Genomic DNA, 23,308 nt, shown 5'->3' with positions numbered 1-23,308 from the left:
GCGGCTGATGGTATGCAGCAGCAAAAAGTCTATTCAATCAAAGAAATAAACAAATATATTCGGATGAAAATGGAATCCGATCCATTGTTGTCCGAGGTATGGTTACGCGGTGAAATTTCGAATTTCACCCATCATTCCAGTGGACATATGTATTTTACGTTAAAAGATGAAAGCAGTCGTATCAAAACGATTATGTTTGCTTCTCACAATCAGCGTCTTCCTTTTATACCTAAAGAAGGCGCTAGAGTGATGGCAAAAGGCAATATCTCTGTATTTGAAAGGGACGGACAGTATCAATTTTATGTGACGCAAATGCAACCGGATGGCATAGGAAGTCTATATCTTGCCTATGAACAGCTCAAGCAGAAGTTGGAGCATGAAGGGCTTTTTGATTCTACACGTAAGCGTCCATTACCTCTGTATCCCAAAGTGATCGGTGTGATTACTTCCGGTACAGGAGCAGCAGTGCGAGATATTTTAACAACGATTCGTAGACGATATCCGATCGTTAAGATTGAAGTCTACCCTGTACTGGTGCAAGGAAAAGGGGCAGGAGCTTCTGTCGTCAAAGCGATCCAAAATTTCAATCGTATGCAAGAAGCAGATGTATTGATTGTCGGTCGTGGTGGTGGATCACTGGAAGAATTATGGGCGTTCAATGAAGAAATCGTGGCACGTGCTATCGCTTCTTCAACGATTCCTATTATTTCTGCGGTCGGTCATGAGACTGACTTTACGATTGCTGACTTTGTAGCCGATCTTCGTGCTGCAACGCCTACAGCGGCGGCAGAGCTAGCTGTACCGAATATCAATGAATTACGCGCTCAAGTAGAACAACGGCGTAGACAACTCAAGCAAGGGCTGTTACGTCTATCTCAGCGTCAACGTGAACGATTAGAACGTCTACGTCGTGCACCTGTGTTGTTACATCCGCAACGTCATTTGGTTCAACATATGACGAGATTAGATATGTTAGAAAGACGGTTAAGTAGCAGTCTACAGCGTCGTGCTCATATTCAGCGTGATCGTCTGGGACGATTCAACCAGCGCTTAGCTCGTCATAATCCGCAAGAACAATTGATTTATGCTCGTCGTCGTACAGACGTAGCACGTCAACAACTGGAACTTCGTATGAGCAGTATTTTACGGCAAAAGCAACAAAAGTTAGGCTTCGGTATGAAGCAATTAGATGCGCTTAGTCCGCTTAAAGTGATGGCTAGAGGGTACAGTCTGGTGTATGACGAACAAGAACAATTGGTCAAATCCGTACAGCAGGTGCAACAAGGCGATTCTATTATCGTCAATGTAGAAGATGGACAATTGAATTGTCAGGTGACAGAGATCAAGGAGGCGGCAACCGATGGCAAAAGCTGAAAAAGAAAAAGAGTTAAACTTCGAAGAAGCAATGGATCGTCTGGAAGAAATCGTCTCCGAACTGGAAAATGGAGATGTTCCATTGGAAAAAGCAATCGACCTTTTTCAACAAGGAATGAAATTGTCTCAAGTCTGCGGTTCGAAGTTAGAGCAAGTAGAACGCAAAATCGAAATGATCGTAGAGGAAGATGGCGAACTGCGCAAAAAGCCGTTTGATGCATCAGAAAGCGGTGGCAGTATTGACTAATCGTCCGGATCTACAAACATATATGCAAGAGATTGCTACTTATGTGGGCGATCAACTGAAATTTGTTTTACCGATTGAGTGGAGTGTACCAGTCAATCTACAAGAATCGATGCAATATTCGTTAATGGCAGGTGGCAAAAGACTGCGTCCATTATTCGTGATTGCCGCCGCTGAAGCTTTGGGCGGAAGCCGTCAAGCAGCTCTTCCTGTAGCTTGTGCTGTAGAAATGGTGCATACGTATTCACTTGTGCATGATGATCTACCAGCAATGGATAATGACGATTATCGTCGTGGTAAATTGACGAATCATAAAGTATACGGAGAAGCGATGGCGATTTTAGCTGGGGATGCGCTGTTAACGCAAGCGTTCTACACCGTAACCGAAGCAGCCAAAGCCGGTGTGCCTGCTGAAGCGGTATTAGCGATTATCAGCGATATGTCTGAATATGCAGGACCGCGCGGGATGGTAGGCGGTCAGGTGGCTGATATGGAAGGCGAGCAAGGGATGACCGAAATTGCTCAACTGGAATATATTCATTTGCACAAAACAGCCGATCTATTTATGTTCTCTTTGACTGCTGGCGCACGTACAGCCGGGGCAACTGAAGAACAGCTGGATGCCTTGCGACGCTTCGGTTCTGACCTTGGTCTAGCGTTTCAAATTCAGGATGATATTCTGGATGTGATTGGAGACGAGGCATTACTGGGTAAAAAGACACAAAGCGATATTAAAGCTCAAAAAGTGACGTATCCTTACTTTATCGGACTCGAAGCTTCTCAAGCTGAGGTAGAACGCTTAACGGAAAGTGCGAAGCAAGCATTAGCAGAAGCTAATCTAGCAGATTCACAACGACTAGCCGAAATTGCAGATTATTTGATGAAAAGAGATCATTAATCGCAAGGTATGATCATTTTTGTTCGTCTATACGTATATAGGATAGACATTCATTATTCAGGTACATCCATTTAGGCATTTTCGAAAAAAATGGAATGTTGTGATATAGTGAATAATAATATAAAAGATAGATGAAAAGTTAGGCAAGGTAAACATTATAATTTTAAAACCAATTGGATGTAGATAAGCATTCAACAAGGAAAGCGGGGAAATGGTGTGCTGCTTCCACAGATTCATCAACCAAGTGATCTTAAAGATCTAACAACAGAGCAATTAGCCGATTTAGCAGGTGAGATTCGTCAATTTCTGATCGAAAAATTGTCAGCAACTGGCGGGCACCTTGCTTCTAATCTGGGTGTAGTGGAGCTCACCCTGGCACTTCATTATTTGTATGATAGTCCAAAAGACAAAATGATTTTTGATGTTGGACATCAAGCGTATGTGCACAAAGTATTGACAGGACGGATGGATCGTTTTGATACATTGCGTAAATATAAAGGATTGTGCGGATTTGTCAAACGGAATGAAAGTGAACATGACGTATGGGAAGCCGGACATAGCAGTACTTCTTTATCTGCGGCTATGGGTATGGCACTTGCACGTGATTTCAAAAAAGAAGATAACAAAGTTATCGCGATTATCGGTGACGGTGCGTTAACAGGCGGTATGGCATTTGAAGCATTGAACCATATCGGTCATGAGCAACGTAAATTGACAGTTATTTTAAATGATAACGAAATGTCGATTGCTCCAAACGTAGGCGCAATGCACAAATATCTAGGCAAAATTCGCTCGGATAAAAATTATTTGCGTGCTAAAGATGAAATGGAATCATTGATCAAAAAGATTCCAGCAATCGGTGATAAAATTGCCAAAACGGCTGAAAAGCTTAAAGATACGCTGAAATATGCTATGGTATCGGGTGTACTATTTGAAGAATTAGGATTCACTTATCTAGGACCTGTCGATGGTCATGATATTCCTAAATTGTTGGAAACGTTGCAACAAGCGGATAATGTAGAAGGTCCGGTAATGATCCATGTAGTAACGATCAAAGGTAAAGGATACCTACCAGCAGAAGCGGATTCCTACAAATGGCATGGAATTACGCCATACAAAATTGAATCCGGTCAAGTACTCAAAGCAGCAGGCGGTCATCCGATGTATACTGAAGTATTCGGTCAGACATTGATCGAACTTGCAGAGCAAGATGAGCGTATTGTAGCAGTGACACCGGCGATGCCGGGTGGTTCAGGATTGTTCCCATTTGCAGCGCGTTTCCCTGATCGTATGATTGATGTAGGGATCGCAGAGCAACATGCAGCTACGATGTGTGCGGCGCTTGCAATGGAAGGCATGAAACCTGTCTATGCGGTATATTCTACATTTATGCAGCGTGCGTATGATCAGATTGTGCATGATATTTGCCGTCACAATGCAAATGTAATGTTTGCCATTGATCGTGCTGGCTTTGTCGGTGCAGATGGAGAGACTCACCAAGGGGTATATGATATCGCATTTATGCGTCATATCCCGAATATGGTTATTATGATGCCGAAGGATGAGAATGAACTTCGTCATATGATGAAAACAGCTCTTGATTACAATGAAGGCCCTATCGCTTACCGTTATCCACGTATTAACGGCTTAGGTGTTCCTTTGGATCAAGTGTTAACAGCTATTCCTATCGGACAATGGGAAACGGTACGTGAAGGGGAAGGTTACGCAATTCTAGGTTCTGGGCCGATGGTTCAGCTTGGATTGGAAGTAGCCGATGAACTGAAACGTGACGGTATGAACGTGTCGGTAGTGAATGCGCGCTTTATGAAGCCGTTAGATGAGCAATTGTTGCTTGATCTAGCTGCAAAAGGTACACGTATGCTTGTTGTCGAAGAAGCTTCCCAAGCAGGTAGTATGGGTAGTGCTGTGCTTGAGTTTTATGCTTCAAAAGGATTACACGATGTTGCTGTAGGCATCATGGGTGTACCGGATGAATTTATCGAACATGGCAGTATCAAAGACCAACAACGTGAAGCAGGATTAACTACTGAAAATATCGCTACTGCTCTCAAAGCGCTTGCGCCAGGCGAAGCGATTACATTTCACAAAAACTCAGTCTAATCTTTTTATAAATACACCATAAGATCAACAGAAGCGAAGCGGAGAGTATTTTGTCCGCTTCGTTTCATGTTGTTATCTCATTTTGCAAGCTAGGAGATATCCAATCATGGCAAGTGATAAAGAACGAATTGACGTCTTACTCGTCGAACAAGGCTACTACGAGAGTCGTGAGAAAGCCAAAGCAGCCATTATGGCTGGATTAGTCTATGCAGGCACAGAACGTCTGGAGAAGCCCGGCATGAAGATCGCTCGGGATACAGATCTCAATGTCAAAGGTTCTGTTCATCCATATGTAAGTCGTGGCGGATTGAAGCTAGAGAAAGCACTCAAACATTTTGAAATCCCGATGACAGGACGAACGATGCTTGATATTGGTTCTTCAACAGGAGGATTTACCGACTGTGCATTACAGCATGGAGCCGAATATGTATATGCGATTGATGTTGGTTACAACCAGCTTGATTGGTCACTTCGGAACCATCCACAAGTACAGGTGATGGAGCGGACGAACTTCCGTTATATGACACCGGATCAACTGGAAGGGCCACGTCCTAATTTTGCAAGTATCGATGTATCCTTTATCTCGTTACGATTGATGTTACCACCACTCAAAGACTTGCTAGATCGTCCTGCTGATATTGCAGCACTGATTAAGCCTCAATTTGAAGCTGGTCGTGAAAAAGTGGGCAAAACAGGCGTTGTACGTGATCCGAAGATTCATGAAGAAGTATTGCTACATGTGCTTACTTTTGCCAGAGAAATCGGATACGTATTGAAAGGTGTTACTTTTTCACCGATTACCGGGGGAGAAGGGAATATTGAATTTCTAGCTCACTGGTATCTGCCTTCCGGTGAAGGAGACGATACTGCCGAGCAACTGGATGTTATCGATATTCCTGCACTTGCTTCGCAGACCGCACTTGAAGCGGCTCATACGTTTCGCGGGGGTTCTGCTAAAAAGTAAAAATAATAAAGATCGATTGATATGGATTCAAACACAACAAAGACCTGATGTTCGGTGTATGTTACTGAGCTCAGGTTTTTTTGTTCGTATGTATTGATTCAACTGGAAGAAAAAACTAATTTCAAAAGACTATTGATTTACGAACAGGTATTCCTATATAATGAGAACGAACGTTCCGACTATAGCGCTTAGCACTATCAGTGTAGCCTATATGCTTCACAGCGAATCGACTCAATTGAGATCGCTGAAGCTTGGACCTTCTCGTTCTGGATGTTACAATAGGATAATCTGTTCGGCTAATGATCAATGATCCTCATATCTACAGTATTTTCCATTCACAAAAAGGAATATACGTATATGTTCACGAATAAAGATGTGAGCATGTTCTGTGTATGGTGCATAAATACACACAGATAGAGATAGCGGAAGGTTAAGACTGTAGAGAGCACATCACAAACGGAGGTCTTTATGAAGGGACAACGACATATCAAAATACGGGAGATTATCACCCATCAAGATATCGAAACTCAAGACGATCTAGTCGAAGCATTGCGTAATGCAGGCTTTCAAGTAACACAAGCAACCGTATCACGGGATATTAAAGAACTATTACTAATCAAAATTCCAACGGATGACGGAAGGTATAAATATTCATTACCAACGGATCAACGTTATAACCCGGTGCAGAAGTTAAAGCGTGCATTGGTGGACAATTTCTTGCAAGTAGATTTTACAACTAATCTGGTGGTTATGAAGTTCTTACCAGGTACAGCGAATTCAATCGCAGCGCTTATCGACAATATGGAATGGCCTCAGATTATGGGAACTATTTCAGGAGACGATACGCTACTGATTATTTGCCGTCAACCGGAAGACAGCCAACAGGTGATTGATCAAATTATGAGCTTTATCTCATAATCATCAATCTCGTTGTAATGGATACGTTAATGTTCGGCTCGGCACACAAGCGGTCAGCCTAACAGCATGAGCTTGATCCATCTCGGTCTAAAAGCGTTGCTCTATAGTCTTTTATACGAAGAGGAGTGAGGCTCATGCTAGTTATGCTGAGCATTAAAAACCTGGCTGTTGTTGAAGAAATCGACGTTTATTTTCATAAAGGATTCCATGTACTGAGCGGTGAGACAGGTGCAGGTAAATCAATTATTATTGATGCATTAGGTCTGATTGCAGGTAGTCGAGGTTCAGCGGAATTGGTACGTTACGGAAATGATAAAGCTGAGATGGAAGCGTTATTCGAGCTACGTGGAGATCACCCGGTATGGGATACGATGTCACGGCTTGGCATTCAGGGAACCGCAGAAGAACATCTAGTCATTCGCCGTGAAGTGACAGCGAGTGGTAAGAGTACTGCGCGTATTAATGGACAGTTAGTGAATCTGACAATGTTGCGTGAGATCGGTGAGCAACTGGTCAATATTCATGGACAGCATGAGCACCAATCTTTGATGAAGCCAGAACGTCATCTGAGCTTGCTAGATACATTCGGATTTGCAGATATCAATCCAGTAAAAATTCAATATCAACAACAATATGCAGACTATGCCAAAGTAGAACGTGAATTACGTGATCTACAAGAAACCAGTCAGAAAACATATCAAATGCTAGACCTATACCGTTTCCAACTTGAAGAAATTGCGTCAGCAGAACTTGAAGTAGGAGAAGATGATCTATTACAAGAAGAACGTCTACGTCTATCTCATAGTGAAAAAATGATGGAAGCCATCGTAGGTGGATATCATTCGATCAATGGTGACGGCGGCATGGGTTCTGTAACGGTCGCTATTTCACAGCTAGAAGATGTAGCTCGTTACGATTCCAAAGCATTAGACCCAATTCTAGAGCAGTTACAATCGGCTTTTTATCAGTTGGAAGATGCTGCTTATCAATTGCGTAGTTATCGCGAAAATATTGAATTTAATCCAGGTCGTCTGGAAGAAGTAGAGACTCGTCTGAATCAGATCTCTGGTCTGCGTCGCAAGTACGGAGACAATGTAGAAGAAATTCTAACGTACTATGAGAAAATTCAACATGAGACCGATCTACTTGAGAATAAAGACGAACGTCTGGCTGAAATGACAGAACGTCGTGATCGGTTACGTGATAAGTTGCTTCAGACCGGTGAGAAATTAAGTAAGATTCGCCGTAAAGCAGCAGATGAACTGGCTAATCAAGTCGAAGCAGAGCTTAAACATTTGCAAATGGAACGTACTTCACTACGTGTCAATATGGATTATATTGATGATCCTAATGGAGCAGAGTGGAATGGACGAACAATTCGCGTTACCCGTCAAGGGATCGATAATGCAGAATTCCTGATCTCTCCTAACCCGGGTGAACCTTTACGTCCACTGGGTAAAATTGCTTCCGGTGGTGAGTTGTCACGTATTATGCTTGCACTGAAAAGTATCTTTGCTCGTCATGATCAAGTCCCTGTACTGGTATTCGATGAAGTGGATACAGGGGTGAGTGGTCGGGCAGCTCAGTCGATCGCAGAGAAATTGTTCAAATTATCTGCTGATTGTCAGGTATTCTCGATTACTCACTTACCGCAAGTAGCTTGTATGGCAGATCATCAATACCTGATCGAAAAGCATATTATTGGAGATCGCACAGCGACTCGTGTAACTTCGCTTCATGAAGATGGACGTGTCGGTGAACTTGCTCGTATGCTAGGTGGAGTAGAGATTACCGAAAAAACGAATCATCATGCTCATGAAATGTTGAAGCTTGCTGAAGCGCGTAAAGATAGCTCTACGTATGCAGTACACTAAGCAAATGCATAAGTGATGCTCAAGTCAAAAGGAAGAGCTTAAAGCTCTTCCTTTTGTGTTATACATATAGATAAGGTCTGTTCATCAACCAAGTTAGCAAATATGGAAAAATAATCCGCTTTTTTACATTCGACAGCAGGAATACCCTTGTTGATGTCGAAAACTATACTAAAGAGTCCAAAACAGTCAAATTTCTGTAAAGACTTTGTGATCACTGTGATTAAAGTTCAAATATAGTCTTCAATCATTCCCAAACAGTCTAATGATGCAAGTCCAACGAACCGCTATATCATAGTTAAAGAAAACTCATAAGGAGGAATTATACCGTGTCAGATATCAAAGTATTATTAGCGGACGATAATCGTGAATTTACCAATATGCTTGCTGAATATATTTCCAATCAAGAAGATATGGAAGTAGCAGGTATCGCATTTAATGGGGAAGAAGTATTGCAGATGATCGATCAATTACCAGATCTTCCAGATGTGTTGATCTTGGATATCATTATGCCACACCTCGATGGATTGGGCGTACTAGAACGCTTGCGGGATATGAATCTATCTCCAGCACCGAAGATTATTATGCTGACTGCATTTGGTCAAGAAAATATTACACAACGTGCAGTACAACTGGGTGCGTCTTACTATATCCTCAAGCCTTTCGATATGGAAGTACTGGTAAGTCGTGTGCGCCAATTGGTAGGATCTCCGATTACCAATAGCGGTGGCAATATGCAACCAGGTAATAGCAGCAATAGCATGGGCAACAAAGTCAATAACGGTCTACCGCCTGTAACAAGAGGCAAGAATTTGGATGCGAATATTACAGCAATCATCCACGAGATCGGCGTTCCTGCACATATCAAAGGCTACCAATACTTACGTGAAGCGATCACGATGGTCTACAACAATATCGAGATTCTAGGATCGATCACCAAGACCTTATATCCTGCAATCGCAGACAAGTTCAAAACAACCCCTTCCCGCGTAGAACGTGCCATCCGCCACGCCATCGAAGTGGCTTGGACAAGAGGGAATATTGATAGTATCAGTCATTTGTTCGGCTATACGATTAATATTAGTAAAAGCAAACCTACCAATTCGGAGTTCATCGCGATGGTAGCAGACAAGCTTAGAATTGAGCATAAGGTTCCGAATTAACAGAGTAGAAAATTTATTTGCTAAATTGTATGTTAATTAATGCCACTTATTGATAGAGATTTTTTCTATAGTGAGTGGCATTTTATTAACTATTATTTCCATATGTACTAATTTTAAGTTTTCTAAAGAATATTATAAGGAGAAAATTCCCAAATGAAATTTCAAGAATTGAAAACATTAGAAAGTAGAAGAAAACAAAAGTTGAGATATTTTAAAGAGAAAGTTAGTGATTTAGAGCTAGAAAAAGCTAGATTAGAAGCAAGTGAGGCTGTATATAAACATCCTTTGATGGTTTTACTAATTGGAATATTTGTTTTTCTTTATCAACAATTTTTTTCAGCTCGTGAAGAATTAGGATTATTTTTTTCGTATATTTTGGCTACATTAACACTTACGTTTTTGGCAGTAATAATAATAGTATACTTTCGAAGATTACGTAAAATAATTGAACATAAATATATTTTAGAAATTGTTATTAGTGAGAAAAAAGAGTATAAAGAAAATTTAAAAAGTAAGATGAGATCTTTATAAAAGTTAAGATATAATTAACCATTTTGTTGATAAATTGAGTTGGCACAGAAATATTTTTTACATGAAGCGCCTTTACAATCTTTTCTAAATATAAATAATAAATCCTGAAATTAAGAAAAGACCAAAATTTATTGGTCTTTTTTCTCTTGGTCCACAGGAATGTATTCTATAATATCTTCAATATCAAATGTACGATTTACTCCATTATTGATAGCAATTTCGTTAATTGCATTCAGTATACTGATTAGTGTTTCTAATTTGATTGTGCGAGTATTACCACTTGCTAAGTCTAAAATAGTAGCAGAACGTATTTTAGATTCTACAGATAATTTATTTCGAGTAGCCCCAATAATTTTCAAAGTTTCATTTAGTTTAAATCGAATTTGTTCCATTGAATCGTAGCCGCCTTTCACTTAAAGTAACACTATTAAATTATTTTAATGACTTATTGACGTAGTACTCGAAAAGTAGTATATTTAAATAAATATAGTACTAATAAAGTAGTACTTTTAAAGTTTGGTAATTATTAAATTAGAGATGAGGACTTTAAATGACCCAACTACTACATAGAAAAGCCCAAATCAAAGAAGCCTTCAATCAGTTCATATCCACACGTATGGATCAAGTGAGTGAGGATGCTATTTCGCCTTCGCCTGAGTATCAAGCCCTCACCACTGAATGCACAGAACTATTTGCCACTATCTATGATCAGCTTCCGTCAGATATCCAAATTCTGTTCACCCAATACGAAGAAGTAGTGACGCTTATTCAAGGATTAGCAGAATCGACGATGTATGAGCAGGGGATCAAAGATGGCTTGCAATTAAGTCAGGTGCTGTACAGTTATTGACTTTGCATATCCTCTAAAATAAATATGTCCTACATATGTATATCAGCCAAATCATAACGTACAATTGCATATTTTTCAATTCTATCTAACCTCATTATAAGCTTTTACTACTTTTTGTACTCTATTAACCAACAATCCCGATATTCACCTTCATGCCATTCATGGTTGGGTAATAATTTTACTTTTTGGAATCCACATTTTTTATAACAATGGAGTGCTCTCGTATTCCATGTCTGAGGGTCCATTGCGATGCGGTGGGCTTGTTTTTGCTGTGTGAGGAAGGTGATCATTGTCTGGATGAGTAGAGTACCAATACCCCGATTCCAATAGTCTGGTTCGCCGATAAACTGATCCATCCCATAGATCACTTCACTAGAGTCATGATATCCGTATACATTTCTGCTTTCTTGATCTAACAGGTAATATTGAATATAACCTATCGGTATACCATCATATTCGATAATACACTGAACATCTTCATTATCTGGATCGTAAAAGATTTCAGTGACTTTGTCCACATCTAGAGGTTCATCTCGACCTTGATAATATTGCAAAACTGTAGGGTCAGACATCCATTTTGCAAGGTTATTTTTATCTTCAATGGTAAGAGAACGAATAGACAAATGATCGTTCGAAATAAGCATCGTATTCTCCTTATGAATAATAGTATCCTTTATTTATCATATTTTTTATACCATATATTAGGAATAATTTCTATTGTTCACAGGAGAATATACGTATACTACACTTAAAATAGTGTTTATAAAGTACAGTGAAATGTAGAGAGTTATATGATGTCATCCGTCGTCTGAATTATCGTTACGACCATTCTTTTCGGTAACTAAGCGGGGTGCAATTGACTCTGGCTTTGAATAAATTGATAAAATGAGATACATTGTCTACGCCGACTTCGTTGGCGATTTCTTGGACGCTTTTGTCGGAATATTGTAGCATGCCTTTGGCAGCATTGATCCGAATATGGATCAGGTATTCGATCGGAGGGAGTCCGATATATTGTTTGAAATCTTTGGTCAGTTGAAATTTGTTCATCCCGTATTGTTTGGCGAGCTGGTCGAGTGTGATCGCTTGCGTGTAGTTATGTTCGAGATAAGTTTGCATATTCAGAATTTTGGAGGGGATGCTGTATGTATTGTCTTTGGCATAGATCGTCGTTAAGATGATCTCGGTTAACAATTGTGTGAGGAGTTGAGCATTCAGAAGCTCTGTTTTCTGTGTACGTGTGTATTGCAAGTTAAGTAATTGTTGAGCTAGCTCCAGAATCAGCGAAGACGATTGTGAATGATATACTGGCATCTGATTATTGTCATATTGATCATAGTAGCCCGCTATTGTGGCTCCATACATATGGATCGATAACGTTTCCCATGGTTGTTCGGACTTTGCTTCATAGCGGTATTCTTCTTTGCAATCGATCCAGAAGAAATCACCTGCTTGTAATAGAAAAGACTGTCCTCGATAATACAGACAACCAGAACCGGACAATGTATATAAGAACAGATAGGACGCAATTTTGGCATGCTTAATAGAAGAAGATGAATCGATATAATGATACCCGATTTCTTGAATATACAGATAAGTGGATTGAGCGACAGGAGAAGGGGTGAGAATAAAGCGGATAGGCTTTTGAGAGAAATGATGCAAATCGTTTTCGCTGGATATCATTGTGAATGTACCTCCTGCGTTAAAAAATAGATAGCTAATTGAATATTAATATTACATATTGTAAGCGTTCTCTTAAAAGTTGGCAATTATTTTTCATAGGGTGGCTAGAAATAGATGTACTCAAGTAGAGAAATTAAATAATAACCCTCTAGCTTCTGCTTATGATAACAAGCGTAAGTCAGAGGGTTATCTATCTGTATGTTATACGTTTTTAAAATGAGTTGTAGATATTATCGTTAAGAAGCAAAATAGTGTACAGATATTTTTTGGTGAGATGTTTGTTGGATATTGAATCCTGCTATTACAAAACGGAATTGAACAGCACCACGACCACCATCTGCATTAGGGTCTGGAGCCAGACTGATATCACTATTATAAGAATAATCGTATATGTTTACATTAACAGGAACCCATTTTTTCTTAACTACATCATAGCCTTCATAGGATAAAACGATACGTTCATCTGAACGAAGGGTAAGATCAGCTGTTGCTGATACCAGATCTTTATAAGAAGGGAATGTACTCGATTTGACAACAGAGTTTCCTTTTTGAAGTACAAGGTCGAAATTGAGATCAATATTCTGACTATCGATCGAAGAAGGAGTAGTTTCTTGAGTTGCTGTAGAAGTAGCCGCATAAGCAGATGAATGGAAAGGAACTACGAGCGCTAGTGCTGTCACTGTTGTAAGACCCAATGTAACCCATGTTTTTTTCATTATTTATTTCTCCTTTGAATACTAATTTGAACAGCATATGCCTAGTAAATAGAATCCCTTTTTCACGTTTCACTCTCTAACTGAATTTACTTTATCCATACATACAGGATAATATAGAAAAAGAATGTTCCAACAATGAATAAAAAAAGACAAAAGGAGAACACAAACATGATTGAATTTGAATATATTCATCATATGAGTTTGGCAGTACGTGATATTAATAGATCTCGTGTCTTTTATTCTGACGTACTTCAATTGAAAGAAATTGAGCGTCCGCCATTTGATTCTGTAGGAATATGGTATGCAATAGGTGAGCAACAGTTGCATTTGATACAGCAACCGCAAGGAGAAACATTACGTGAGGGGAATATTGATTCAACAGATGGACATCTAGCTATCTGGGTAAGGAGTTATCGTCAGACATTGGAGTGGTTAGATCAACAAAATGTATTCTATGAAGCACGTCCCCATAGTTTGGCCGGCTTTGCACAGATTTATATTCTTGATCCTGATCATAATATTATAGAGTTGGATGCTCCCTATGAAGAGTAGACAAACAAAAGAACTATATGCCTTTTAATGAAAGTGCAATCTATCTTTTCGTCATAAACCTCCTTTGATGTTACGGATACCCTATATTCAGGAAGTTATTTGGCTTATGTAATAGGATTTAACTTCATATTAACATAGTTTCCTTAATAAGTTAGTTTTATCTGAAAAAAAATATGAATTACTCGGAAAAATATTTTTTTGCACATAAAAAGACCACCCGAAGGTGGTCTTTCTAACCCGATGGCGCTAATTGAAATCTTTGATCCGCATCCCGCGCCTCCGAAGTTCGTGTGGTTTAGACAAGAACCTCGGATTGGGTAAAGGACGCGTTCAACATGTTAATCTGAATGTTGACGCACCTCCTTTCTGTATGGACTAATATTACCATAGGTTTACATAAACAGCTAGTGTTTTTGACAAATATTTATAAAATAAGTGGATAGACCTAATGCTGTTATTTCCTCATTCCAAAGTCTTGATTCATTACTCATGCTTGTAAAAAAAGTGCTGATTTATGATTCATTTCATGTATAATGCAAACGAGAATAATATTGAAGGAGGTTGTTATGCGGTTTGTAGAAAAAGACTGGACGACTTCTGTTATTCAGCATAAAAGAAGGCATACCGGTTGGATCATAGCCGTTGTTCTACTAATAGTAGTAACTGCACTGGCTGGCGTATTGTGGATAAGCAATCAGAAGCTTTATACAACGATATACCAGAGTGAGCAGAGCAATCAGGCGCTAACCAAGAAGCTTGAGAGGTATCAACAAGAGTTAACAACTGTCCAAAAGAATGTGCGGACGATAGAAGAAGATACTGCTATTCATGATATGACCCATCAGATCGAAGATTATGTGGCGACAGATGATTTTGTAGTCAATAAAATTTACTTTTACAAAGATCCATCTCATCAATTAGAGTATCTATATATTGATATTTACAATCAACCGAAGATGGAACCGTATTATAGCGCGCAGGGGGTATATGATTTACCGGATCAGCAGGTACAAGCCAAATGTGAGCAGATGATTGACGATGTCCAACAATTATATGCAGAAGGTGAACATTTACCGACGTGGAATAAAAAGACGGTTGTATATATGACGATCAATAATTATGAGATCGGTAATAATATCAACGGCAAATTTCAATTAACTGTCAAATAAAATGATCCAAATCTACATTTCTTAGATTTAACGATTTCAAAAAATGAATAATTGATATATAATGATCAAAAGTTTAATCGTATTAATTATGTACGTTGAATCAAGTTCTAGTCTTGCCTTAATGTTAACATTAGTGTTATAAATTATTAACATTAGTGTTATAATCTAAGGAAGCTCAAAAATGATTGGGTACAGGAAACTTCTATGAATCATAATGAATTAAAGTTAGAAATAGAATTAATTCCCGAATCGACAATGCACTTGAATCTTCGTAATCGATTAACTTCTTATCAGTGGCGACAATTCAGCCAGGATATTCAAAAGCGTGATCAGTATAGCTGCTGTATCTGTCATCGTGTCAAAGGGGATACGATCGATAAGCTACATTGCCATGAGATATGGACATTTGATACAGACGTACAAGTTCAGTACCTGAACGGGTTTCAGTCGTTATGTTTCCAATGTCATATGATCAAGCATATTGGCTTTGCTACGATGAATGATTGGGTAGAAAAATATCAATTAATAGAGCATTTTTGTACTGTAAATGAGGTCTCCCGTAAGCAATATGCTCAGCATTTTCATGATGCTGTCCAATTGTGGATTGCCCGCAACCAGATAACTTGGCATGTCGATCTGGGCGATTATATAAGTTAAGCAATGGTACATAATCATCGCGAATAGGGGGGATAGGCTAGAAAGTAGGGTCCGATGCTTGCTGACTTATTTGTAACAAAAATGTAATAATCCGTTTTACCGGGAATAAAACGGCATATATGTACTAGCGAATTCAATATCATGGGATTTTAGTTAATTTCGTGCTTTGATAAAAACGATGATTTATAGTACATTAGCTTTGAAGAAAGAGGAGGTTTCTAATGTACTCAAGCAGACCAAGCGATGCTTTGCACATCATGACATACACCTTGAACAGTGGTATAAAAGGTACTGTACCTTTATCGAACCAGCAGATCGAGGAATGGCTTGAAAGTTATAGAAGCAATACGCGTTATGTGACTAATATAGGTAAAGAATTTTTTGGGTTGAATCCCGAATTAGTTGCTGATTTTAAAGTACAAAATCAATTCTCTGATCATCAACGTGTGATTGTTCCGATTCAGCCGGAAGAACAACATCCTGCTGAGGACTTGAGCACTGCTTATAAAGCAAATGAGATTTTGATCAAAGTGGATTGCAAATGTGGAACAGCTTATACTACAGATTCACCATTTATGCGTACCAAATGGTATTGCACGAAGTGTAAAGAGATTGTGTTCCTTGATCCGAAAAAAGGAAAAGTGGAAACATCACGTGGTGAAGCTTTCTATATGACAAATAAATATTTTGTAGAACGTGCTCCTATCGAATAGAATAAGAATTCTGTAATTGCAACGTGAAAAATGACTGTTTGTCTAGACAAGTTTGTACTTGATAAATAGGTTAACGACTAGCTAGTATGTTTGATTAAAGACACGATAGGGTCGATAAGATAAAAACATACTAGGATAGCCGTATGTGCTGAAAAATACATAGTGTAATAACCAAAACAGTCTGGTAAAGATCGGGCTGTTTTTTGATATGTTGCTTTGGACAGTGGGATGATCAGATGTGCAGGATATGATATACTATGCTGCATATGTTTGGAGGGATAAGCTGAATGAGTTCTATCTATAGTAGTCGAAAATTTCCGTACGTTCGCTGGATCATATGGACGGTACTGGCTTTAGCATGGATGGCTTTTATTTTTTACAAATCCAATCAGCCGTATATTGAGCAGGATTTGAAGCCGTTTTTGGCAGACTTGATTCCAGAGTCCACGTTGTCTACATTTACACCTACGATTGAATTTTCGTATGATGGTTATCTGGTGAGTGGCACATCGCCTTATGATTTTTTTGAATTTTTTATTCGTAAAATAGCGCATGTGGTTGAATTTGCGATTCTGGCGTTTTTGTTATGTCGTGTGTTTTCTCCACTGACACGCCGAGAGTATGCGCCGATTGTCTGGGCAGGTATTGTATCTTATCTATATGCGTTGTCGGATGAATGGCATCAGACATTTGTATCAGGACGAACAGGGCATTTTACAGATACATTAGTCGATGGAATTGGGATCGTATTAGTTATGTTATTTTATATTTTGATCCGTAGACGCAAGCATAAAAAGAGCGGACTACGGTTTCGCTAGACATCTATACCAATAGCATTTAATAAAAAAATAGCATGCAACACAAAAAGTCGCTTTGATAAAAAAGCGACTTTTTATTTGCTAAAAATGAGTATTCTATATTTAAAAATGCAGAATGATATCATGAATAGTTCATCATCGTATGCGATGTATGTTATTTACTGATATTGATATAACGACCTACTAATTCACTAATTTTAGCTCTAACGATTAGATCCGAATTGCTACGATTATTTAGGATTAAATAGACATGTTTGATAAAATCATTTTTTTCCTCATCGGTCAAAGTAGTAATATGTTGTTCCAACTCAATATTTACACTCATCATTATTCCTCCAATTCGGTATATATTTTTATATAGCATAACCTATAATGCTCAAATATCCAGTCATTTATAATTATTTCATTATATGAAAAATTCATAATAGATATACATTTATCGTTGAAAGCGTTATCTTCAAAACAATCAACAACTATTCTAGCTACGAGGTGAATATCATGAATATTTCTACCAAGTCCTCTGCTTTACTCTGGGGGATAGATGATCTGGAAAATCGAGTACAACATACATTAAGCAATCCTAACTATACAGCATGGTGGACAGAGTTACAGCATCTAGCGGATGAAGCATTGATTCTTCCGATTCCTGTACTGTCGTTTGAAGCTTTTCGTGAATTTTCTGATCATGGAGGACGGGAGCAGTATCAACAGCTTTATTTTGAGAAAAGAGGGCGTATCGGAGCGTTGGCGATCATAAGCTTACACACAACCGATGAGAGTACATCATACATAGAAGCATTAGAAGAAGCATTATGGGATATCTGCAATGAGTATACATGGTGCTTACCTGCACATTTGCCACAGTCCAACCAACACGCACAACGACCGGTATGGGAAGAAATTGATTTGTTTGCGGCAGAGACAGCTGGTATGTTAGCCGAGCTAAGTACGTTATTTCAGGGGCGGTTAGATGATCGCATTATAGAACGGATCGAGTCCGAAGTGCAGCGACGGATATTCAAGCCATTGAGCGAACCTAATCCATTATTCGGCTGGGAGACCGCAGATCATAATTGGTCGGCTGTCTGTGGATCAGGATGCGGAATTGCCACTTTATTATTACTGAAGCAAGACGATCCTAGACGGGTTCAGATTCTGGAACGGATGATTCAAGCAATGAGTCACTTTTTATCAGGATATGGTGAAGATGGAGGATGTGCAGAAGGGTTAGGGTATTGGGTCTATGGATTCGGTTATTATACTTATTTTGCAGATATGTTGATACGTGTAGAACCACAGTATGAACATCTATTGCGTTCTACTAAGATTGCACAGATGGCGGCTTTTCCAGAACATCTTCATTTGTCAGACGGAGTATTTGTTAATTTCTCGGATAGTGATGAACAAGAGATATTGCCACCTGGATTATTATCGCAATTGGGCAAATGGACAGGGCATGAGTATTCGTTACCTTTTCAGATCAATCTATTGATAGATGATCCTTGTCGCCGATGGGCGCATTTGATTCGTAATTTGTTATGGTCAGATGAAAGTTCCTTTGCGTCTTATGATTCTGTGCAGGTCGATGGACAGGAAGGTGGGGTCTATTTACCTGATCTGAATTGGATGATCTGCAAAAGTAATCTTTCCAAGTCTGATATGACGATAGCGCTGGCAACCAAAGGCGGGCATAATGATGAACCTCACAATCATAATGATCTGGGTTCGTTCATTATTCATGCTGGTGGAGAAAATATATTATCTGATCTTGGAGCAGGGTTGTATACACAGGCTTATTTTGCGCCTGGCAGGGAACAGATTTTGAATATTTCGTCAGCAGGGCATTCGGTTCCGCAGATAGATGGTCAGGAGCAACAAAGTGGACGTGAAGCAGAGTCTCATGTGTTAGAACAGCGTATATGGAGAGAGGGGCAGACAGATCGTGCGATATGGAAGCTAGATATCACCAAAGCCTATGCACATCCGACTTTACAACAGTATACTCGTGATCTGGATTGGTCTGTTTCACAAGATCAAGCAGAAGCCACGTTGCAATTGATCGATCGATTTACATTTAATCTTCAACCGCAGGGAGAGAAGAATAGATTTAGTGCACAGGAAAGTAGTACTCATTCACTAGATCACGCTATGCCGCCAATTGTTGAACGATTTATGAGCACTATAGAGCCGATTATAGAAGCTGATACTGTGCGCTGGATTGGCAACAAAGCAGAAGTCTGTCTAAAGCTTGCACAAGCTCGAAAAAAGGTCACAGTGGAAGTGATTCAACATGTCGATCATCATGGTGCGGCAATCGTATTGTATCGAACATCGATTCAGCATGTTGCTTCTATAGAACAGGGAATACAAGAACAATTTATACAGCAAAAGAGTATTACAGCAAATAGTTCTTCGTTAGAAGGCATCTCACATTCAGAACATACAATCACTGTGGTAATCGGTCTATCATTTGTAATTACATCTATTCCATCTTTAGCATGATAACCAGAGTCAAGATTGTCGCTTAATCAGTCAAATCTGTGAATCTTATCGGATTAAGCAAGGTGCTACACTGAACTCATGAAGAAATAGACGTAATCATGAACTATCAAAAGACCGAAAGAAGGGGTTATTTTGAAACAGTGGAATAGATGGAATCCATCTTCTTATGGGTGGGCAGATGAGGCACGTAAATATGAACAACTATTGCATCAAAGTCAGCCTTTACCTGCATCAGATTGGACACATGAACGCAAAGTGAAGATGCTCAGTCAAATGGTAGATTATTATGCGAGTCATCAGCAAGCCGATGGAGCGATTATCGATCCTTATTCGCAAGCCGAACGTTATTATTCGACACCTTCGTATGCTCTTGCGGCGGCGGTATTAGTGAGTAGCGGACGAGAAGACTTAATTGACTCTGCGGCGTCTGCGTTAACTCATAGTATTGAATTGTTAGTATCCGAGCGAACACCGGATCAGCATCCTGATTTTTTTATTGTGATGATTATGGGAGCTTATCGTATTCTTAAAGAAAAAATGCCAGAGCAAGCCGAACTATGGCGACAAGCATTAGCAACGATTGAACCGGAGCAGACTTATTTATTTACGATGAGCAAAATGAAAAATCCGAATCGTATGATCAACTGGAATGCGATTATGTTGTCTGGAGAAGTGATACGGCAAGCCGAAGGTATAGCTTCTAAGGATACGACATGGATAGACAACTATTTGCAAAAGTACCATCTGCCTCGCTTTACATCACTTGGCTGGTATGAAGATGGGCCGCTAGATCGACCCAATAGCCCGTTTGCTTACGATATTGCGACTCGTTATCATCTGGGTGTGATGATGTTATCGGGATATGCTGGTACAACAGCAACCGCTTTGCAAAGTCAGTTACAGCATGGAGCGATCAGTTCATTATTAACACTATCACCACTTGGAGAATTACCTCCACGGGGGCGCAGTGCACAGCATCAATGGAATGAAGCGGCAGCAGCATTTGTATTTACGATGCAAGCCCAGCAAGCGTATGCAGATGGAGCATTACAATGGGCTGGAGCATTTCGGCGTGCAGCGGATAAGACATGGGCAGCGATAGAAAAGTGGCAAACTTCTGAAGGATATGTGCAGATCGTTCGTAATCATTTTCCGGCAGAGCAACGACATGGATATGAAGTGTATAGCAATCATACGACGTATAATCTATGGACAGCGGCTGCACTGGCCTATACGCTCTGGTATGAACAACCCGAAGAGATTACATCTTATCCTATTCCGGCAGAGTTAGGAAGTCGTACTCTTCAAGCAGATGGTTGGTTTGAGACGGTCTTTAGTTCAGTACCAGACCAGCAGATAGTCATTCATACGGCACTGAATGATCCGTATATCATTCCAGGTATAGCACGTATTCAGCGTGCCGGATTACACGCGAATCTAGCTACTTCTTCTCCCGGACATAGAGATCAAGGATTTACAGAGTTTAACGCAGGTGATATTTTCCCGCTTATTCATATGCCTGCGTGGCAGACAGAAGATAACGTATGGCATCATCTAGCAGAAGGAATACCGACTGCGACTCCTTTTGATCGTGATACAGGAGTTGATCCGTCTGATGGTGGAGGCTCTTATCGTATTGAGCAATCTTCGACCACCGCAGATCATAATCATCTGGTCATACGATGGCAGGGGCCATTACAAGGCATTAATTATGTAGTTGCGACTTATGAACAGTCTCCCGGACATATCGTGGTAACGTATGAAGTTGTTGCTAATGATGAAGCAGAAGCTGGTAACTCTACAGAACAGATCAAGCAGATCGGTGCGTGGATTCCTTTATTTCTATCTGACGGACAAGCATCATCTACGATCAAGACAGAACGAATCGATCGTCAATCATTAACAGCTCGTGCAGAACAATCGATAAATGAATGGGATACAGCAGATAAGGTGGGGGCATCATCAGCAACGATGACAGAGCAAGAACAGGTAGAAGTGATTACAGTGACTTATCGTGATCAGTATATACGAATCGTACCCCGTACCCCGCAAGCGACGATTACGTTTCCTAACGAAGCGAATGAGGTAGCCAGTCGTAACGGATTATTACGAGGAGCAAGAATTGAAGCCACAGGTTCACGTATTTCTTTTGAACTCTTTTTATAATCAGATAGGATTGAGCATAAAATATAGTCTAGCTGATGATGCTTATACAAAAAGTAGTCTGGATATAATAACCAGACTGCTTTTTTTGTTGTCTATTTTATTATCTATAGTTGTGAATACACTTAATGTAATTTTCTGCTGATAAACAACTAATAGATCCTAATAATAGTTCATAACAGAAAAATAATTTCTCATGAAATCGTAAAAGGTAAAAATTGTTTGTAAACAGGTCAGTTCTGTGTCTTAAATGAACAATTGTTCCACGATACACTTAGAACATAAGATATCAACTGAATACCTGTTACAGTCCGCGGCTGTGGCACTATTCTACAAGGAGGTACCAATCGTGGAACGTTCTGCATCGCAATCTACAGCTTCATCTTCGTCCAAGCGCTGGCTTTCAACAACAGCCAAAGAAACGATTGCTGGTTATCTATTTGCTGCTCCAATGTTGATCGGACTTACCGTTTTTATTTTGATTCCGATGGTCTCACTCTTTTTTATAAGTTTAACCAAATGGAACTTTATTCAAGGGTTTCGCGGAGTTGAGATGATCGGACTTGATAATTTCCGTCATTTGTTTCAAGATAAATCGTTTTTTGTATCGATGCTGAACAATATCAAATTACTATTAGCTGTACCATTTACACTTTTATTTTCATTAGTTATAGCGATTGTAGTAGATGAAAAAGTGTATTTCAAAAGCTTTTTCAAAATTATTTACTTTATGCCGTATATCTCAAGTGTGGTTGCCGTAGCGATTGTATTTCAGATTTTATTTCATCCTTCTCAAGGGCCTGTAAATGGATTTCTAATGTCTCTAGGTGTTACTAATCCACCGAAATGGTTAGCAGATCCTACGTATGCGCTACCTTCGATTATGATGATTACAGTCTGGACATCGATAGGCTTCAATATGGTCGTCTATCTAGCAGGGTTACAGTCGATTCCCAAAGACTTGTACGAAGCCGCCGATATTGATGGAGCTTCATCATGGCGTAAGTTCCGTTCGATCACTGTACCGATGTTATCACCAACTACATTTTTCTTATTGATTACAGGTATCATTTATTCGTTCAAAACGTTCGATCTGATCGCTGTACTGACACAAGGTGGCCCTGCCAAATCAACCAATGTTATGGTCTATGAAATTTATGATCAAGCTTTTGTGAATTTGAAAATGGGATATGCCGCCGCAGAATCGGTCTTTCTGTTCGCTGTGATTTTACTGATTACGGTTGTTCAATTTTGGGGTCAGAAAAAGTGGGTTAACTACTAAATTATTATGATGCTATAAGGAGGTGTAGCTGTTGGAACATCCGATTTCAGCTCCACATGTATCTTCATCTCAACGTCCAACAAAAGATAAACTGTCTTTGACGAAAATTATTGTAACCG

At 39.6% G+C, this 23,308-nt stretch carries 23 protein-coding genes; 18 read left to right on the top strand and 5 right to left on the bottom strand.

The window, feature by feature from the left end; all coding sequences use genetic code 11:
* Positions 1 to 12 precede the first annotated feature (12 nt).
* From xseA to PQ456_RS14515, 9 genes are all read left to right on the top strand, one after another.
* Positions 13 to 1,374, top strand: coding sequence for an exodeoxyribonuclease VII large subunit (gene xseA / locus PQ456_RS14555; protein WP_273612942.1), 1,362 nt, complete (start codon positions 13 to 15; stop codon positions 1,372 to 1,374).
* Complete coding sequence (xseB, locus tag PQ456_RS14550; RefSeq protein ID WP_273612941.1) at positions 1,361 to 1,621, top strand: exodeoxyribonuclease VII small subunit; 261 nt, start codon at positions 1,361 to 1,363, stop codon at positions 1,619 to 1,621. The genes xseA and xseB overlap by 14 nt, the downstream gene beginning before the upstream one ends.
* Positions 1,614 to 2,516, top strand: coding sequence for a polyprenyl synthetase family protein (locus tag PQ456_RS14545; RefSeq protein ID WP_373461974.1), 903 nt, complete (start codon positions 1,614 to 1,616; stop codon positions 2,514 to 2,516). The genes xseB and PQ456_RS14545 overlap by 8 nt, the downstream gene beginning before the upstream one ends.
* A gap of 216 nt (positions 2,517 to 2,732) precedes the next feature.
* Positions 2,733 to 4,637 carry a 1-deoxy-D-xylulose-5-phosphate synthase gene (gene dxs / locus PQ456_RS14540; protein ID WP_273612940.1) on the top strand — a complete coding sequence of 635 codons (1,905 nt, stop codon included), beginning with the start codon at positions 2,733 to 2,735 and terminating at the stop codon, positions 4,635 to 4,637.
* 106 nt (positions 4,638 to 4,743) lie between these two features.
* The gene (locus PQ456_RS14535) at positions 4,744 to 5,601 is read left to right on the top strand and encodes a TlyA family RNA methyltransferase (protein ID WP_273612939.1); all 858 of its coding nucleotides are present in this window, start codon (positions 4,744 to 4,746) and stop codon (positions 5,599 to 5,601) included.
* Positions 5,602 to 6,069: 468 nt separating this feature from the next.
* Complete coding sequence (gene ahrC / locus PQ456_RS14530) at positions 6,070 to 6,519, top strand: transcriptional regulator AhrC/ArgR (RefSeq protein WP_069329109.1); 450 nt, start codon at positions 6,070 to 6,072, stop codon at positions 6,517 to 6,519.
* Between the two features lie 134 nt (positions 6,520 to 6,653).
* Positions 6,654 to 8,393 carry a DNA repair protein RecN gene (recN, locus tag PQ456_RS14525; protein WP_273612938.1) on the top strand — a complete coding sequence of 580 codons (1,740 nt, stop codon included), beginning with the start codon at positions 6,654 to 6,656 and terminating at the stop codon, positions 8,391 to 8,393.
* A 326-nt stretch (positions 8,394 to 8,719) separates the two neighbouring features.
* Positions 8,720 to 9,553, top strand: a complete 834-nt coding sequence (gene spo0A, locus PQ456_RS14520; protein WP_204823437.1) for a sporulation transcription factor Spo0A — start codon at positions 8,720 to 8,722, stop codon at positions 9,551 to 9,553.
* Between the two features lie 153 nt (positions 9,554 to 9,706).
* Entirely contained in the window at positions 9,707 to 10,084 is a 378-nt protein-coding gene (locus PQ456_RS14515) for a hypothetical protein (protein WP_273612937.1), read from the top strand.
* Between the two features lie 128 nt (positions 10,085 to 10,212).
* Here PQ456_RS14515 and PQ456_RS14510 read toward each other — a convergent pair whose 3' ends face one another.
* Entirely contained in the window at positions 10,213 to 10,476 is a 264-nt protein-coding gene (locus PQ456_RS14510) for an XRE family transcriptional regulator (RefSeq protein WP_273612936.1), read from the bottom strand.
* A 158-nt stretch (positions 10,477 to 10,634) separates the two neighbouring features.
* Between PQ456_RS14510 and PQ456_RS14505 the strand changes: the two genes are divergently transcribed.
* Positions 10,635 to 10,934, top strand: a complete 300-nt coding sequence (locus tag PQ456_RS14505; RefSeq protein WP_273612935.1) for a hypothetical protein — start codon at positions 10,635 to 10,637, stop codon at positions 10,932 to 10,934.
* Positions 10,935 to 11,041: 107 nt separating this feature from the next.
* On the opposite strand, the gene PQ456_RS14500 is transcribed toward PQ456_RS14505, so the two are convergent.
* The 3 genes from PQ456_RS14500 to PQ456_RS14490 form a co-directional block, all read right to left on the bottom strand.
* Positions 11,042 to 11,578, bottom strand: a complete 537-nt coding sequence (locus tag PQ456_RS14500; RefSeq protein WP_273612934.1) for a GNAT family N-acetyltransferase — start codon at positions 11,576 to 11,578, stop codon at positions 11,042 to 11,044.
* A gap of 175 nt (positions 11,579 to 11,753) precedes the next feature.
* Positions 11,754 to 12,617 carry an AraC family transcriptional regulator gene (locus PQ456_RS14495; RefSeq protein ID WP_273612933.1) on the bottom strand — a complete coding sequence of 288 codons (864 nt, stop codon included), beginning with the start codon at positions 12,615 to 12,617 and terminating at the stop codon, positions 11,754 to 11,756.
* 236 nt (positions 12,618 to 12,853) lie between these two features.
* On the bottom strand, positions 12,854 to 13,333 hold the full coding sequence (locus PQ456_RS14490) for a hypothetical protein (protein ID WP_273612932.1): 480 nt from the start codon (positions 13,331 to 13,333) through the stop codon (positions 12,854 to 12,856).
* Between the two features lie 168 nt (positions 13,334 to 13,501).
* Between PQ456_RS14490 and PQ456_RS14485 the strand changes: the two genes are divergently transcribed.
* From PQ456_RS14485 to PQ456_RS14465, 5 genes are all read left to right on the top strand, one after another.
* Complete coding sequence (locus tag PQ456_RS14485) at positions 13,502 to 13,885, top strand: VOC family protein (RefSeq protein WP_273612930.1); 384 nt, start codon at positions 13,502 to 13,504, stop codon at positions 13,883 to 13,885.
* A 566-nt stretch (positions 13,886 to 14,451) separates the two neighbouring features.
* On the top strand, positions 14,452 to 15,054 hold the full coding sequence (locus PQ456_RS14480; RefSeq protein WP_273612929.1) for a hypothetical protein: 603 nt from the start codon (positions 14,452 to 14,454) through the stop codon (positions 15,052 to 15,054).
* A gap of 204 nt (positions 15,055 to 15,258) precedes the next feature.
* The gene (locus tag PQ456_RS14475) at positions 15,259 to 15,711 is read left to right on the top strand and encodes a hypothetical protein (protein ID WP_273612928.1); all 453 of its coding nucleotides are present in this window, start codon (positions 15,259 to 15,261) and stop codon (positions 15,709 to 15,711) included.
* Between the two features lie 221 nt (positions 15,712 to 15,932).
* On the top strand, positions 15,933 to 16,424 hold the full coding sequence (locus PQ456_RS14470) for a hypothetical protein (protein WP_273612927.1): 492 nt from the start codon (positions 15,933 to 15,935) through the stop codon (positions 16,422 to 16,424).
* 287 nt (positions 16,425 to 16,711) lie between these two features.
* Complete coding sequence (locus PQ456_RS14465) at positions 16,712 to 17,242, top strand: VanZ family protein (protein WP_273612926.1); 531 nt, start codon at positions 16,712 to 16,714, stop codon at positions 17,240 to 17,242.
* A 154-nt stretch (positions 17,243 to 17,396) separates the two neighbouring features.
* Here the strand turns inward: PQ456_RS14465 and PQ456_RS14460 are convergent, their stop codons facing one another.
* Positions 17,397 to 17,567: a hypothetical protein gene (locus PQ456_RS14460; protein WP_273612925.1), complete on the bottom strand. Its 171-nt coding sequence runs from the start codon at positions 17,565 to 17,567 to the stop codon at positions 17,397 to 17,399.
* Positions 17,568 to 17,740: 173 nt separating this feature from the next.
* On the opposite strand from PQ456_RS14460, the gene PQ456_RS14455 reads away from it, so the two are divergent.
* From PQ456_RS14455 to PQ456_RS14445, 3 genes are all read left to right on the top strand, one after another.
* The gene (locus PQ456_RS14455; RefSeq protein ID WP_273612924.1) at positions 17,741 to 19,744 is read left to right on the top strand and encodes a heparinase II/III domain-containing protein; all 2,004 of its coding nucleotides are present in this window, start codon (positions 17,741 to 17,743) and stop codon (positions 19,742 to 19,744) included.
* Positions 19,745 to 19,876: 132 nt separating this feature from the next.
* Positions 19,877 to 21,910 carry a glycosyl hydrolase gene (locus tag PQ456_RS14450; protein ID WP_273612923.1) on the top strand — a complete coding sequence of 678 codons (2,034 nt, stop codon included), beginning with the start codon at positions 19,877 to 19,879 and terminating at the stop codon, positions 21,908 to 21,910.
* Between the two features lie 346 nt (positions 21,911 to 22,256).
* The gene (locus tag PQ456_RS14445) at positions 22,257 to 23,189 is read left to right on the top strand and encodes a carbohydrate ABC transporter permease (protein ID WP_273612922.1); all 933 of its coding nucleotides are present in this window, start codon (positions 22,257 to 22,259) and stop codon (positions 23,187 to 23,189) included.
* The last annotated feature ends 119 nt before the right edge of the window (positions 23,190 to 23,308 follow it).

The organism is Paenibacillus kyungheensis (genome assembly GCF_028606985.1).
Taxonomy (GTDB): domain Bacteria; phylum Bacillota; class Bacilli; order Paenibacillales; family Paenibacillaceae; genus Saccharibacillus; species Saccharibacillus kyungheensis.
This window is presented reverse-complemented; position numbering and strand designations above follow the sequence as displayed.